General features: G+C 59.8%; 13 protein-coding genes. All 13 read right to left on the bottom strand.

What is annotated here, in order from left to right; translation table 11 throughout:
* Positions 1–31 precede the first annotated feature (31 nt).
* Positions 32–1,885, bottom strand: a complete 1,854-nt coding sequence (gene nuoL, locus AB7M22_RS16635; protein ID WP_008014907.1) for an NADH-quinone oxidoreductase subunit L — start codon at positions 1,883–1,885, stop codon at positions 32–34.
* The gene (gene nuoK, locus AB7M22_RS16630) at positions 1,882–2,190 is read right to left on the bottom strand and encodes an NADH-quinone oxidoreductase subunit NuoK (RefSeq protein WP_007946416.1); all 309 of its coding nucleotides are present in this window, start codon (positions 2,188–2,190) and stop codon (positions 1,882–1,884) included. The genes nuoL and nuoK overlap by 4 nt, the downstream gene beginning before the upstream one ends.
* A 2-nt stretch (positions 2,191–2,192) precedes the next feature.
* On the bottom strand, positions 2,193–2,696 hold the full coding sequence (nuoJ, locus tag AB7M22_RS16625; RefSeq protein ID WP_008014904.1) for an NADH-quinone oxidoreductase subunit J: 504 nt from the start codon (positions 2,694–2,696) through the stop codon (positions 2,193–2,195).
* Positions 2,697–2,705: 9 nt separating this feature from the next.
* Positions 2,706–3,251 carry an NADH-quinone oxidoreductase subunit NuoI gene (gene nuoI / locus AB7M22_RS16620; protein ID WP_007981268.1) on the bottom strand — a complete coding sequence of 182 codons (546 nt, stop codon included), beginning with the start codon at positions 3,249–3,251 and terminating at the stop codon, positions 2,706–2,708.
* Positions 3,252–3,263: 12 nt separating this feature from the next.
* Positions 3,264–4,271, bottom strand: coding sequence for an NADH-quinone oxidoreductase subunit NuoH (nuoH, locus tag AB7M22_RS16615; protein WP_007905066.1), 1,008 nt, complete (start codon positions 4,269–4,271; stop codon positions 3,264–3,266).
* Positions 4,268–6,982, bottom strand: coding sequence for an NADH-quinone oxidoreductase subunit NuoG (gene nuoG / locus AB7M22_RS16610; protein WP_454187132.1), 2,715 nt, complete (start codon positions 6,980–6,982; stop codon positions 4,268–4,270). The genes nuoH and nuoG overlap by 4 nt, the downstream gene beginning before the upstream one ends.
* Before the next feature lie 137 nt (positions 6,983–7,119).
* Complete coding sequence (gene nuoF, locus AB7M22_RS16605; protein WP_008014896.1) at positions 7,120–8,475, bottom strand: NADH-quinone oxidoreductase subunit NuoF; 1,356 nt, start codon at positions 8,473–8,475, stop codon at positions 7,120–7,122.
* Positions 8,472–8,969: an NADH-quinone oxidoreductase subunit NuoE gene (gene nuoE / locus AB7M22_RS16600; RefSeq protein WP_007905058.1), complete on the bottom strand. Its 498-nt coding sequence runs from the start codon at positions 8,967–8,969 to the stop codon at positions 8,472–8,474. The genes nuoF and nuoE overlap by 4 nt, the downstream gene beginning before the upstream one ends.
* Positions 8,970–8,971: 2 nt before the next feature.
* On the bottom strand, positions 8,972–10,756 hold the full coding sequence (nuoC, locus tag AB7M22_RS16595; RefSeq protein WP_008014895.1) for an NADH-quinone oxidoreductase subunit C/D: 1,785 nt from the start codon (positions 10,754–10,756) through the stop codon (positions 8,972–8,974).
* A gap of 72 nt (positions 10,757–10,828) precedes the next feature.
* Positions 10,829–11,503, bottom strand: a complete 675-nt coding sequence (locus AB7M22_RS16590) for a NuoB/complex I 20 kDa subunit family protein (RefSeq protein ID WP_008014893.1) — start codon at positions 11,501–11,503, stop codon at positions 10,829–10,831.
* 10 nt (positions 11,504–11,513) lie between these two features.
* Positions 11,514–11,927 (bottom strand): NADH-quinone oxidoreductase subunit A, encoded by a 414-nt coding sequence (locus AB7M22_RS16585; RefSeq protein ID WP_007905050.1) that lies wholly within the window; start codon positions 11,925–11,927, stop codon positions 11,514–11,516.
* A 622-nt stretch (positions 11,928–12,549) separates the two neighbouring features.
* The gene (aceA, locus tag AB7M22_RS16580; protein WP_007905048.1) at positions 12,550–13,875 is read right to left on the bottom strand and encodes an isocitrate lyase; all 1,326 of its coding nucleotides are present in this window, start codon (positions 13,873–13,875) and stop codon (positions 12,550–12,552) included.
* Positions 13,876–14,388: 513 nt separating this feature from the next.
* A complete protein-coding gene (locus tag AB7M22_RS16575; protein ID WP_454187131.1) occupies positions 14,389–15,150 on the bottom strand; it encodes a secretin N-terminal domain-containing protein in 762 nt (253 codons plus the stop codon).
* Between the last annotated feature and the right edge of the window lie 178 nt (positions 15,151–15,328).

Raw genomic sequence — 15,328 nt, 5'->3', positions numbered from 1 at the left:
CGTTTCCTTTCGCAAGTTCGCAAGGTTCATATCAGACCGCTACCAGAACGACGGCGCCGATTACCAGCACGGCACCAGCAGCCATCGAGGCGGCATACCAACGCAGTTGACCGGTCTCGGTGCGGCTCAGGGCGGTGTGACCGCCCTTGGCCATACGCGGGATCAGACCGATGGTCTGGTCGAGCGGGTCTTTGCGCAGAATGTGGCTGATCGCAAGGTAAGGCTTGACGAACAGTTTGTCGTAGATCCAGTCGAAGCCCCAGGCAGCGAACCACCAGGCCGAAAGGAAGCGGCCGACGCCGCTGTTGGCGATGGCGGTGACGAAGCGGCGCTTGCCGAGGAACAGCAGCGCGGCCAGCAGGATACCGGCCAGGGCGATGGCGCCCGAGGCGATTTCCAGACTGTGCTTGGCTTCGCCGCCGGCATGGCCGACGCTTTCCGGCAGTACACCGTGCAGCGGCGGAACGATCATCGCGCCGACGAACGTCGACAGTACGATCAGCACCGACAGCGGCAGCCAGTGAGCAATGCCGTGACCAGCGTGCGCTTCGGTCTTCGCTTCACCGTGGAACGCGATGAAGATCAGGCGGAAGGTGTACAGCGAGGTCATGAAGGCACCGACCAGACCTGCATAAAGCAGACCCTGGTTACCGCTGGCGAACGCTTCCCAGAGGATTTCATCCTTGGAATAGAAGCCCGCAGTCACCAGAGGCAAGGCCGCCAGGGCCGCGCCGCCGACGATGAAGCTGGCGTAGGCCAGTGGCAGTTTCTTCCACAGGCCGCCCATCTTGAAGATGTTCTGCTCGTGGTGGCAGGCAACGATCACCGCACCGGATGCGAGGAACAACAGCGCCTTGAAGAAGGCGTGGGTCATCAGGTGGAAAATCGCGCCGTCCCATGCACCTACGCCCAAGGCCAGGAACATGTAGCCGATCTGGCTCATGGTCGAGTAGGCGAGGATACGTTTGATGTCTGTCTGCACCAGTGCCGCGAAACCTGCCAGCACCAGCGTCACGCCACCCACCACACCTACCAGGTGCAGGATGTCCGGCGCCAGGGCGAACAGACCGTGGGTACGGGCGATCAGGTAGACACCAGCGGTCACCATGGTCGCGGCGTGGATCAGTGCCGAAACCGGAGTCGGGCCGGCCATCGCATCCGCCAGCCAGGTTTGCAGCGGCAGTTGCGCGGATTTACCGACAGCGCCGCCCAGCAGCATCAGGGTCGCCAGAACGATCCAGAAGTCACCGGCCTTGAAGTGCTCAGGCGCCTTGACCAGCAGTTCCTGAATGTTCAGCGTGCCCAACTGTTGGAACAGGATGAACAGGCCGATGGCCATGAACACGTCGCCGACGCGGGTCACGATGAAGGCTTTGAGTGCTGCGTTACCGTTGTTGCGGTTGCTGTAGTAGAAACCGATCAACAGGTACGAGCACAGGCCCACGCCTTCCCAGCCGAAGTACACGAACAACAGGTTATCGGCCAGGACCAGGAACAGCATGCTGGCGATAAACAGGTTGGTGTAGGCGAAGAAGCGCGAGTAACCAGCTTCACCGCGCATGTACCAGGACGCGAACAGGTGGATCAGGAAGCCGACACCGACCACTACACCGAGCATGGTCAGGGACAGACCATCCAGGTACAGGGCGAAGTTAGGCGTGAAGCCTTCTACCGCCATCCACTGCCACAACACGTGGGTGTAGTGACCGCCTTCAGGTGGTGCAACGTTGAACTGCCAGATTATGTAAGCAGTGACGATTGCCGACAGGCCAATGGAGCCGACGCCGATCAGCGCCGAAAGGTTTTCCGACAAGCGACCGCGTGAGAACGCCAGCAGCAGGAAACCTATAAGAGGGAATACGAAAGTCAGATAGAGAAGGTTCATCCGCGCATCTCGCTGGCAGCGTCGATATCGAGAGTGTGGAAGCGGCGATACAGCTGCAACAGAATCGCCAGGCCAATACTGGCCTCGGCGGCTGCCAGGCTGATCACCAGGATGAACATGATCTGTCCATCCGGCTGTGCCCAGCGGCTACCGGCAACGATGAACGCCAACGCGGAGGCATTCATCATGACCTCCAGGCTCATCAGCACGAAAAGAATGTTGCGCCGGACCATCAGGCCGACCAGACCGAGGCAGAACAGGATGCCGGCAACCGCCAGACCATGCTCCATAGGGATAGCAGGCATCGTCATTGCTCCTTGGCTTCGTTGCGGCCCAAGTGGAACGCCGTGACGGCTGCGGCGAGCAGCAGCATCGAGGCGAGTTCGACCACCAGCAGGTAAGGACCGAACAGGCTGATGCCCACGGCCTTGGCGTCTACGGTGGTGTGGCCGATGGCCTGGCCACTCTGATGGGCGAACAGCACGTACAGCAGTTCAGCCAGCAGCAGGGCGCCGAGTGCGACCGGGCCCAGCCAGATGCCGGGTTTGAGCCAGACGCGCTCTTGCTGAACCGAGGCCGGGCCCAGGTTCAGCATCATCACCACGAACACGAACAGCACCATGATGGCGCCAGCGTAGGCGATCACTTCCAGTACACCGGCAAACGGTGCGCCGAGGGCGAAGAACGTCATGGCCACGGCGATCAGCGAAATGATCAGGTAGAGCAGGGCGTGCACGGGGTTGGTGTTGGTGATCACGCGAAGCGTGGACACAACAGCGATACCCGATGCGAAATAGAAAGCGAATTCCATCTTTCTTCCTTAAGGCAGCAAGCTCTTCACGTTGATCGGCTCGGCTTCATTCTGCGCGGAGCCTTTTGGCTTACCGGCAATCGCCATACCTGCAACACGATAGAAGTTGTAATCAGGGTTTTTGCCGGGGCCGGAGATCAAAAGATCTTCTTTCTCGTACACCAGGTCCTGACGTTTGAACTCGGCCATTTCGAAATCCGGTGTCAGCTGGATCGCGGTGGTCGGGCAGGCTTCCTCGCAGAGGCCGCAGAAAATGCAGCGCGAGAAGTTGATGCGGAAGAAGTCCGGGTACCAGCGACCGTCTTCGGTTTCAGCTTTCTGCAGCGAGATGCAACCGACCGGGCACGCCACGGCGCACAGGTTGCAGGCTACACAACGCTCTTCACCGTCAGGGTCGCGGGTCAGGACGATACGGCCACGGAAGCGCGGCGGCAGGTACACGGCTTCTTCCGGGTACTGCAGCGTGTCGCGCTTGCGGAAAGCGTGGCCGAAGATCATCACCAGGCTGCGAAGCTGGGTGAAGAAGCCATGCACGATGTCAAAAATGTACTTCATGATTCTCTATCCTCACTGAGCCGCGACGGCGGGCGTGTTGAGCAACACGACCGCAGCGGTCACCAGCATGTTGACGAGGGTCAGCGGCAGGCAGAACTTCCAGCTGAAATCCATCACTTGGTCATACCGTGGGCGCGGAATCGAGGCGCGCAGCAGGATGAAGAACATGATGAAGAACGCGGTTTTCAGTGCAAACCAGATGAACGGGATCTGCGGCAGAATGCCGAACGGACCGTGCCAGCCACCGAAGAACAAGGTCACCAGCAGTGCCGAAATCAACACGATGCCGATGTACTCGCCGACGAAGAACATGCCCCATTTCATGCCGGCGTATTCAATGTGGTAACCGTCGGCCAGTTCCTGCTCCGCTTCCGGTTGGTCGAACGGGTGACGGTGAGTCACGGCGACGCCAGCGATGAAGAAAGTCAGGAAACCGAAGATCTGCGGAATGACGAACCACAGGTTCTGCGCCTGGTATTCAACGATGTCGCGCATGTTGAACGAGCCAACCTGGATCACGATGCCCATCAGCGACAGGCCCATGAACACTTCGTACGACACGGTTTGTGCCGAGGCCCGCAAGCTGCCCAACAGGGCGAACTTGTTATTACTCGACCAGCCGGCGAACAGCACCGCGTAGACCGACAGACCGGCCATGGCAAAGAAGAACAGGATGCCGATGTTGATGTCCGCCACTCCCCAGGTCGGGGTGATCGGGATGATTGCGAAGGCAATCAGCAAGGCGCTCATGGCCACGACCGGTGCCAACGTGAAGATCACTTTGTCGGCGAACGGCGGGGTCCAGTCTTCCTTGAAGAACATCTTGATCATGTCGGCGGCGATCTGGAACGCGCCGAACGGGCCGACGCGGTTCGGACCGTAGCGGTCCTGCCAGAGGGCGAGCAGACGACGCTCGACCCAGCTCAGCAGCGCGCCGCACACCACCACGGCGAGCAGGATCACGATGGCCTTGAGGACCGCGATGATTACGTCGATCACTTCAGGAGTGAACAAGGTCATAGCGCTGCCTCCTGCAGACCGTCAACGGATTTGCCAAAGATCGCTGGCGGAATACCGGCGATACCGGCCGGCAATGCAACCAGACCGGCACCCAGCTCTTCGTTGATGCGCAGCGGCAGACGCAAGGTCTGGCCGGCTACGTTCAGGCTCAGCAGGGCACCGTCATTGACACCCAGGCGGTCGGCTTCGGACTTGGCCAGCGACACATAAGCGGCCGGGATGCGTTCCTGAACCGGTGCGGCTTTGGAAGAGTTCTCTTCGCTGCCGAACAGGTGGAAGAACGGCACGACCTGCCAGGTGCCCGGAGCCGGGTTGAACGCGCGCGGAACACTGGCGAACCAGTTCAGCGAATCACCGGTGCTTTCGATCAGGCGAGTGCCCGGGTCGCCAGCGCGGATGTGACCACCGACTTCGTCCTGGAACTTGTTCCAGGCTTGCGGCGAGTTCCAGCCCGGAGACCAGGCGAAGGGTACTTGCTGACGCGGTTCGACCGAGCCCGAGTAACCTTCCATGGAGAACGAGAACGCGGTGTCGTTGTCCTGGGAAGTACGCGGTTCATGCACGCTGATGTCGGCGCGCATGGCGGTCCGGCCGCTGTAACGCAGCGGTTCGCGCGCCAGTTTCAGGCCTTTGATGCGGAATGTGGCGGACGGTGCGGCATCGACGATGCGCGCCAGTTGCGGTTTGCTCGCAGCAACGGCAGCGGTGACGTGGTCCAGTTGGGTCCAGTCGATCGGCTGGTTCAGCAGGGTCGAACGCAGGGCATGCAACCAGCGCCAGCCTTCGTGAACCAGAATGCTTGCGTCGAGGTAAGTCGGGTCGAAGACCTGGAAGAAGCGCTGGGCGCGGCCTTCCTGGCTGACCAGCGTACCGTCGCCTTCAGCGAAGCTGGCGGCTGGCAGAACCAGGTGCGCGCGATCGCTGGTGGCGGTCTTCTGATGGTCCGCCACGATCACCACTTTCGCGGCGTTCAGGGCAGCATCGACACGGGCTTTGTCGGTACGGGTGTACAGATCGTTTTCCAGCACGACGATGGCGTCGGCCTTACCGTCGATCACCGCTTGCAGGGCTGCGTCGACCGAATCACCACCGAGCATGGCCAGGCCGAGGCTGTTGGCCTCTGGCACGATCAGGCTGATGGAACCGTTCTTCTCGCGCAGCTTCAGGGCCTTGGCGATGTTCGCCGCGGCTTCGATCAACGCCTTGGAACCCAGCGAGGTACCGGCAATGATCAGTGGACGCTTGGCAGCGAGCAGGGCGTCGGCAATGCGCTTGGCCAGGTCAAGAGCTTCAGCGTCCAGACCTTCAACGGCAGGCGCGCTGGCGTCGAGGGCGTGAGCCACGGCGAAACCGATGCGGGCCAGGTCGTCTGGAGCGGCGTGAACGCATTCTTCAGCGATGTCGTCGAGCTTGGTTTCAGCCAGGCTGGCGATGAACAGCGGGTTCAGCGCGTTCTGACCGATGTTCTTCACCGCGGCATCGAGCCACGGCTGAACGCGCATGGCGTCGGCCATGTCTTCAGCCTTGCCCTTGACCGATTGACGCAGGGCCAGGGCCATGCGCGCAGCGGTCTGGGTCAGGTCTTCGCCGAGGACGAAAATCGCATCGTGATCTTCGATGTCGCGCATGTTCGGGATCGGCAGCGGGCTGTCTTTGAGCACCTGTACAACCAGACGAATGCGCTCAAGTTCAGCGGCTTCGATACCGGAGTAGAAGTGCTCGGCGCCGACCAGTTCAAGCAACGCGTAGTTGCTTTCGAGGCTGGCGCGCGGCGAACCGATACCGACGATGTTTCGACCGCGCAGCAGGTCGGCGGCTTTATCCAGTGCTTCGTCGAGGCCCAGCTTGGCGCCGTTGGCCAGCAGTGGCTGACGCGGGCGGTCTTCGCGGTTGACGTAGCCATAGCCGAAACGACCACGGTCGCACAGGAAGTACTGGTTCACCGAACCGTTGAAACGGTTTTCGATGCGACGCAGTTCGCCGTAACGCTCGCCCGGGGAAATGTTGCAACCGCTGGAGCAGCCATGGCAGATGCTCGGCGAGAACTGCATGTCCCACTTGCGGTTGTAGCGCTCGGAGTGAGTCTTGTCGGTGAACACACCCGTCGGGCAGACTTCGGTGAGGTTGCCGGAGAACTCGCTTTCGAGGGTGCCATCTTCAACGCGACCGAAGTACACGTTGTCGTGGGCGCCGAATACGCCGAGGTCGGTGCCGCCAGCGTAGTCTTTATAGAAGCGCACGCAGCGATAGCAGGCGATGCAGCGGTTCATTTCGTGGGAAATGAACGGGCCCAGTTGCTGGTTCTGGTGAGTACGCTTGGTGAAGCGATAACGGCGCTCGTTGTGGCCGGTCATCACCGTCATGTCTTGCAGGTGGCAGTGACCGCCTTCCTCACAGACCGGGCAGTCGTGAGGGTGGTTGGTCATCAGCCATTCGACGACGCTGGCGCGAAACACTTTCGCTTCTTCGTCGTCGATGGAGATCCAGCTGCCGTCGGTAGCTGGCGTCATGCAGGACATGACGATCCGACCGCGCTTGTCGTTCTCGTCGGTGTACTGCTTGACCGCGCACTGGCGGCAAGCGCCAACGCTGCCAAGGGCTGGGTGCCAGCAGAAATAAGGGATATCGAGGCCTAGCGACAGACACGCCTGTAACAGGTTGTCTGCCCCATCGACTTCGAGCTCTTTGCCGTCTACGTGGATAGTGGCCATGGTTCAAAGTTCTTCGTTGGCCCGGTGTCAGCGGGCGTGGCTAATGGAATCTTGTTATTCGCGTGAATCAACACAGCCGTTTACGGCGTCATCACACGAGAAGACGAAGGGCACGGACCCTTCGCCTTTTTAAGCGTTTACGCGCCGACTACGATCGGCTTTGCCAGAGGCGGGACGACGGCGCTGGTAGGCGCGATGCCGGCTTCGAACTCATGGCGGAAGTATTTGATGGCGCTGCCCAACGGCTCCACGGCGCCCGGTGCGTGAGCACAGAAGGTCTTGCCTGGGCCGAGGAAACCGACCAGACCCAGCAGGGTCTCGATATCGCCGGCTTGGCCTTCACCGTTCTCGATCGCGCGCAGCAGCTTGACGCTCCACGGCAAACCGTCACGGCATGGGGTGCAGAAGCCGCAGGATTCGCGGGAGAAGAACTCTTCCATGTTGCGCAGCAACGACACCATGTTGACGCTGTCGTCCACCGCCATGGCCAGGCCGGTACCCATACGGGTGCCCACTTTGGCGATGCCGCCGGCATACATTTGTGCGTCCAGGTGTTCCGGCAACAGGAAACCGGTACCGGCGCCGCCTGGCTGCCAGCACTTGAGCTTGTAACCGTCGCGCATGCCGCCGGCGTAGTCTTCGAACAACTCGCGACCGGTGACGCCGAACGGCAATTCCCACAGGCCCGGGTTCTTGACCTTGCCGGAGAAGCCCATGAGCTTGGTGCCCATGTCTTCACTGCCTTCGCGCGCCAACGATTTGTACCAGTCCACGCCGTCGGCAATGATCGCCGGCACGTTGCACAGGGTTTCCACGTTGTTCACGCAAGTCGGCTTGCCCCACACGCCCACGGCGGCAGGGAAGGGCGGCTTGGAACGCGGGTTGGCGCGGCGGCCTTCGAGGGAGTTGATCAGTGCGGTTTCTTCACCGCAGATGTAACGCCCGGCGCCGGTGTGGACGAACAGTTCGAAATCGAAGCCGCTGCCCAGGATGTTCTTACCCAGCAGGCCTGCTGCCTTGGCTTCTTCCACGGCACGGTTCAGGTGCTTGGCGGCGGTGGTGTATTCGCCACGCAGGAAGATATAGCCACGGTAGGTTTTCAGCGCGCGAGCACTGATCAGCATGCCTTCGATCAGCAGATGGGGCAGTTGCTCCATCAGCATGCGGTCTTTCCAGGTGTTCGGCTCCATCTCATCCGCGTTGCACAGCAGGTAGCGGATGTTGATGGATTCGTCCTTGGGCATCAGGCCCCACTTCACGCCCGTGGGGAAGCCTGCACCGCCGCGGCCCTTGAGGCCGGAGTCTTTCACGGTCTGGACGATGTCGTCCTGGGCCATGTCGGCGAAGGCCTTGCGCGCAGCGGCGTAACCGTTCTTGGCCTGGTACTCGTCGAGCCATACGGCTTCGCCGTCGTCACGCAGACGCCAGGTGAGCGGGTGAGTCTCGGCCGAACGCTTGATGCGGTTGGCAGGACCGAAGGAAGTCAGGGTCATACGTAGCCCTCGAGCAATTTGGCAACACCGGCAGGCTGCACATCACCGAACGTGTCGTCGTCGATCATCAACGCCGGCGCCTTGTCGCAGTTGCCGAGGCAGCAGACCGGCAGCAGGGTGAAACGACCGTCGGCGGTGGTCTGACCCAGGCCGATGCCCAGCTTGCTCTGGATTTCGCTGACCACCGACTCGTGGCCGCCGATGTAGCAGACCATGCTGTCGCAGACGCGAATGATGTGACGGCCCACAGGCTGACGGAAGATCTGGCTGTAGAACGTCGCCACGCCTTCAACGTCGCTGGCCGGGATGCCGAGGATCTCGCCGATGGCGTAGAGCGCGCCGTCAGGCACCCAGCCACGTTCCTTCTGGACGATCTTCAGGGCTTCGATCGACGCCGCGCGCGGGTCTTCGTAGTGATGCAGCTCATGCTCGATGGCCGAGCGCTCGGTTTCGCTCAGGGCGAAACGGTCTGTCAGGATAAGCGTGCTGTTCATGCTTAACGGTCCACGTCGGCCATAACGAAATCGATACTACCCAGGTACGCGATCAAGTCCGCGACCATGCTGCCTTTGATCACCGAAGGGATCTGCTGCAGGTGCGGGAAGCTTGGAGTACGAATCCGGGTGCGGTAGCTCATGGTGCCGCCATCGCTCGTCAGGTAATAACTGTTGATGCCCTTGGTCGCTTCGATCATCTGGAAGGATTCGTTGGCCGGCATGACCGGGCCCCACGAAACTTGCAGGAAGTGCGTGATCAGGGTCTCGATGTGTTGCAGCGTGCGCTCTTTGGGTGGCGGCGTGGTCAGCGGGTGATCCGCCTTGTACGGGCCTTCCGGCATGTTGCGCATGCACTGCTCGATGATCTTGAGGCTCTGGCGCATTTCTTCGACGCGAACGATGCAACGGTCGTAGGCATCGCCATTGGCCGCTAGCGGGATTTCGAATTCGAAGTTTTCGTAGCCGGAGTAAGGGCGAGCCTTACGCAGGTCGAAATCGCAACCGGTGGAACGCAGGCCGGCACCGGTGACGCCCCATTCCAGGGCTTCCTTGGTGTTGTAGGCGGCGACGCCGATGGTCCGGCCACGCAGGATGCTGTTGTCCAGTGCGGCTTTCTGGTATTCGTCCAGACGCTTGGGCATCCACTCGACGAAATCCTTGACCAGTTTTTCCCAGCCGCGCGGCAGGTCGTGAGCGACGCCACCGATGCGGTACCAGGCCGGGTGCAGACGGAAACCGGTGATGGCTTCGATCACCGTGTACGCCTTCTGGCGGTCGGTGAAGGTGAAGAACACCGGGGTCATGGCGCCGACGTCCTGGATGTAAGTCCCCAGGAACAGCAGGTGGCTGGTGATCCGGAAGAACTCGGCCATCATGATGCGGATGACGTCGACCTTCTCGGGCACCTTGATGCCGGCCAGCTTCTCGACCGAAAGCACGTACGGCAGGTTGTTCATCACGCCGCCGAGGTAGTCGATACGGTCGGTGTACGGAATGAAGCTGTGCCAGGACTGACGCTCGGCCATCTTCTCGGCACCACGGTGGTGGTAACCGACGTCCGGCACGCAGTCGACGATCTCTTCACCGTCCAGCTGCAGAATGATGCGGAACGCACCGTGCGCCGAAGGGTGGTTGGGACCTAAGTTGAGGAACATGTAGTCCTCGTTCGCACCGGAACGCTTCATGCCCCAGTCTTCAGGCTTGAAGCGCGCGGCTTCTTCCTCAAGCTGTTGCTTGGCCAGGGTCAGGCTGAACGGGTCGAACTCGGTGGCGCGGGCCGGGAAGTCCTTGCGCAACGGGTGACCTTCCCAGGTCGGCGGCATCATGATGCGGGTCAGGTGCGGGTGACCGGCAAAGTTGATGCCGTACATGTCCCACACTTCACGCTCGTACCAATTGGCGTTCGGCCACAGACCGGTAACGGTCGGCACGCTGAGGTCGCTCTCGGACAAGGCGACCTTGATCATTACGTCACTATTACGTTCGATCGACATCAAGTGATAGAACACAGTGAAGTCGGCGCCGCTTGGCAGCCCTTGACGCTTGGTGCGCAGACGCTCGTCCACGCCGTGCAGGTCATAGAGCATGACGTACGGCTTGGGCAGGTTACGCAGGAAGGTCAGGACTTCGACGAGTTTGGCGCGGGCAACCCAAAGCACCGGCATGCCGGTGCGGGTCGGCTGGGCGGTGAACGCCTCCGGGCCAAAACGATTGTTCAGTTCGACGACCACATCCTGGTCGTCTGCCTTATAAGGCGGGATGTACAGAGCACTGCCTGTAGTCATGGTTATTTATCGCTTTCGGTCAACGTAAAGAATGAAGCCAGTTTCTCGTTTCTTTGTAAGAACAGATCTGGATCAGACTTCGTCGGGGCTGCGCAGGTTGGTTACCTGAATACGCTGTTCGCGGCGCTGTTCCTTTTGCGAAGGCATCTCGGCGCGGTAAACGCCTTGATCGCCAACGACCCAGGAAAGTGGGCGACGCTCCTGGCCAATCGACTCCTGCAACAGCATCAAGCCTTGCAGAAAAGCTTCAGGGCGGGGTGGGCAGCCAGGCACGTAGACGTCCACGGGCAGGAACTTGTCCACCCCTTGAACGACGGAGTAGATGTCGTACATGCCACCGGAGTTGGCGCACGAACCCATGGAGATGACCCATTTAGGCTCGAGCATTTGCTCGTAGAGACGCTGAATGATCGGCGCCATCTTGATGAAGCAGGTACCGGCGATAACCATGAAATCCGCCTGACGCGGCGATGCCCGGATAACCTCGGCGCCAAAGCGCGCGATGTCGTGGGGCGCCGTGAAGGCGGTGGTCATTTCCACGTAGCAGCACGAAAGACCGAAGTTATACGGCCACAGGGAGTTCTTGCGCCCCCAGTTGATCGTGCCGTTGAGCACGTCTTCGAGCTTGCCCATGAAAATGTTTTTGTGGACTTGATCTTCTAACGGATCGGAAACGGTTTCCCGTTTGCCAATCGGATACTGCTCGTTAGGAGCATCGGGGTCGATCCTGGTGAGATTGTATTGCATTGCCAAAGCCTCATTGTTTCAGCTTCGCTTGCCGCTTACGACGAGCTTCCGGAGCCCAGTCAAGGGCGCCCACTCGGAATAGGTAGACAAGGCCTGCCAACAGAATTGCTATGAAAACGAGAGCTTCGACGAATCCGGTCCAGCCGCTTTCGCGGACGGACACAGACCAGGCAAAGAGAAAAAGGGCTTCGATATCGAAGATCACGAAGAGCATCGCGACCAGATAGAATTTGGCTGAGAGCCGCAAGCGGGCGCCACCGGTAGGTAGCATGCCGGACTCGAACGGTTCGTTTTTGCTGCGGCCCCAGGCTTTTGACCCGAGGAGGCTGGAGACGCCGAGCATGAAGGCGCAAAGGCCGCCGACACCCAGAAGGAAAATGGCAAAGCCCCAGTTGTGGGCCATGAGTCCGGTCGCTTCGGGCATGCTGGTAATCCTTAACAGAGAGCAAAGGTCTCTGAGCTTGAAAAGAAACAAAGCAGTGACGATATGTCGCAGCAATCAATCGCGGTGATTTTATGGCTAAACACCGAGCAAGTAAAATTCAGATAGCGAAATTATTTACAAGAATAAGGACATAGCGTGCCTCCAAAGCCCTGTAGCCCATGCCGCTCGGGCATTAGCGGGGGTTTTGTCAAATATGTCTTGTAGGGAATGTAACGAACATAGTTGCCGCTAAATGATAATCAATATTATTTGACGTGGTTTTCAAACTGTTTAACGGGTGAGTGGCTGGGAAGTTGTCTTATATGCGTGTTACTGCAAGTAGCAGGCGTCCCCGTTTTACCCTCTTTTTCTGATCGCGACACCGCTCTGGATCAATGTTTTTGTCTGTCTGGGTCTGTAGGAGCGAGGCTTGCCCGCGAAGAGCGCGCCATGGTTTTTCAGGCGTACCGCGTCATCGTTCTTCGCGGGCAAGCCTCGCTCCTACAAAAGCAGGTGAAATCCCAGGCAAAAAAACGCCCCGAACCAGTCGGGGCGTCAGATGTGCAGCGCTGCGGTTAGCTTTTATTCGGTCCGCAACGGCCGTTTACTCAGGCGAAGCAGATCAGTGGAACTGTTCTTCTTCGGTTGAACCGGTCAGCGCGGTCACCGAGGACGTGCCACCTTGAATCACGGTGGTCATGTCGTCGAAGTAGCCGGTGCCCACTTCCTGCTGGTGAGCCACGAAGGTGTAACCCTTGGCAGCGTCAGCGAACTCTTGCTCTTGCAGCTTCACGTAGGCAGTCATGTCGTTGCGGGCGTAGTCGTGCGCCAGGTTGAACATGCTGTGCCACATGTTGTGAATGCCGGCCAGGGTGATGAACTGGTGCTTGTAGCCCATGGCGGACAGTTCGCGCTGGAACTTGGCGATGGTCGCGTCGTCCAGGTTTTTCTTCCAGTTGAAGGAAGGCGAGCAGTTGTACGACAGCAGTTGGTCCGGGTATTCCTTTTTGATCGCTTCAGCGAAGCGACGAGCCTCGTCCAGATCCGGCTTGGCGGTTTCGCACCAGATCAGGTCGGCGAACGGCGCGTAGGCCAGGCCGCGAGCGATGGCCTGGTCGAGACCGGCACGCACTTTGTAGAAGCCTTCCTGGGTACGTTCGCCAGTCACGAATGGCTGGTCGTACGGATCGCAATCGGAAGTCAGCAAGTCGGCTGCGTTGGCGTCGGTACGGGCCAGGATGATGGTCGGCGTACCGGCAACGTCAGCTGCCAGACGCGCAGCGGTCAGCTTCTGTACAGCTTCCTGGGTCGGAACCAGTACCTTGCCGCCCATGTGGCCGCATTTTTTCACGGAAGCCAGTTGGTCTTCGAAGTGAACGCCGGCGGCGCCTGCCTCGATCATGCTCTTCATCAGCTCGTAGGCGTTCAGTACGCCGCCGAAACCGGCTTCAGCGTCAGCCACGATCGGTGCGAAGTAGTCGATGTAGCCTTCGTCGCCCGGGTTCTTGCCGGCTTTCCACTGGATCTGGTCGGCACGACGGAACGAGTTGTTGATGCGCTTGACCACGGTCGGAACCGAATCCACCGGGTACAGCGACTGATCCGGGTACATCGATTCGGCGGAGTTGTTGTCCGCAGCCACTTGCCAGCCCGACAGGTAGATCGCCTGGATACCGGCTTTGACTTGTTGCACAGCCTGGCCGCCGGTCAGGGCGCCCATGCAGTTGACGAAATCTTTCTCAGGACGGAAGGACGGCTTGGCACCCTGGGTGACCAGGTTCCAAAGCTTGTCGGCGCCCATTTTTGCAAAGGTGTGCTCAGGTTGAACCGAGCCACGCAGACGGACGACGTCAGCAGCGGAGTAATTGCGTGTCACGCCTTTCCAGCGCGGGTTTTCAGCCCAATCTTTTTCGAGGGCTGCAATTTGCTGTTCGCGTGTCAGTGCCATGGAGATAAACCTCGTCGCGTCTTTGATAAAAAGTCGTTCTTGGTGGAAATTCCTGCTCCAGCCAGATAACGCATTTTAAAGGGGCGTAAAAGGCTGCTCGCTGACCAGAAGCTTAGGCGGTCAAGTCGGGTTCGGCGGGGGTGGCGACGGGATGAACGATGGGCTCGAGGGGAAGTGAGCAGGTAAGGGCGAACTGGCGAGCGCATTCGGGCGTCGTGGGCCTTGGTGCGAACTTCAGTGTGGAGCCGGGTTACCTAATTACGCTTCCGTCCCTCGGGACAACTTCGTTCCAGTCGGCAACCTCGTCAAACACACCTTGTGGGCGGTACAGACACGAATCGGCTCGCGGGGTAGGTGCGAACAGCGACTCGAAAGCCCTTGCCAGGGCCTCTGATTAGCGGGAGCGAGGCCATCATGCCTTTGCTTTTTTGGCTCGTCAAACGTTTTGTAGTGCTTTTTTTTAAAGCACTACATCTTTGGTCTAATACGACTAATCAGTCAGTTTTTGGTGGTTTAGTCCAAAGTATCGACTTTCACCCGCAGGGTCATGTCATCCCGGCCCTGAGTCGAGTAACTGCGGGTCTGGCCCTGTTTGTCGGCCTGAGTCTGGCGGTTCACGCCGGCCAGGGTGATCCATTCACCCAGTCGACCCGTGACAGTTGTGTCGGTACTTTGCACATTCACTACATCGGGACGTTCCTGGCTCATCCGGTCACGGTTGGTACTGATTGCCAGATGAACGATCTCGCCGGTGACGCTGGCGGTGACGTAGAAACCTTGAGTGACATTGCGGTATTCGGTCTGGCTGCGCAGATCGCCATAGGAATCGGTCTGCGTGCTGGTCAGCGGCACGCTCTGGCCGACCTGGATCAGCGCCGGTGTGCCTTCGCTGGCCTGAACCTGCTGGATACCGCCGTCACGGCTGTCGGTGCTGCGGTTGATGATGCGAGTCTGGCTCGGCTTGGCACCGTTCACCGAGTAACCCTGATCGCCCTGGAAGTTGTTTTCGTTGGTATCGACGGTGATCAGCAAGCGCTTGGCGGCCACGTCGAGTTGGCCGATCAAGGCCTTGAGTTCGTCGATCTTGCGTTGTTCTGCGTTGACGATCAGCTGATTGCCGTAGGCGCTGACCTGACCGTCCTTGCCGATGAAATCCTGTGCCACCGGCAGCAGGTCGGCGCTGGTGCGATAGTTCAGGGGCACGATCTCGGTGGCGGCCATGACCGAAAAACTGCAGGTCAGCAGCAGCGTGGTGAGCAGGGTGCGTAGGGACATATCCGTTATCTCCGCAATCAAAGGCTTGAGTTTGCCAGTTTGTCGGCCCGCGGTGGGGCAAGTTGAATCGTAGACAGCAAAACGCCCCGGCATCCGAGGATGGCGGGGCGTGATCGTTCCCACGCTCCGCGTGGGAATGCAGCCTGTGACGCTCCGCGTCACTTGCCGCGATGGGACG

It is taken from the genome of Pseudomonas sp. ADAK2 TE3594 (assembly GCF_053628675.1).
This window is presented reverse-complemented; position numbering and strand designations above follow the sequence as displayed.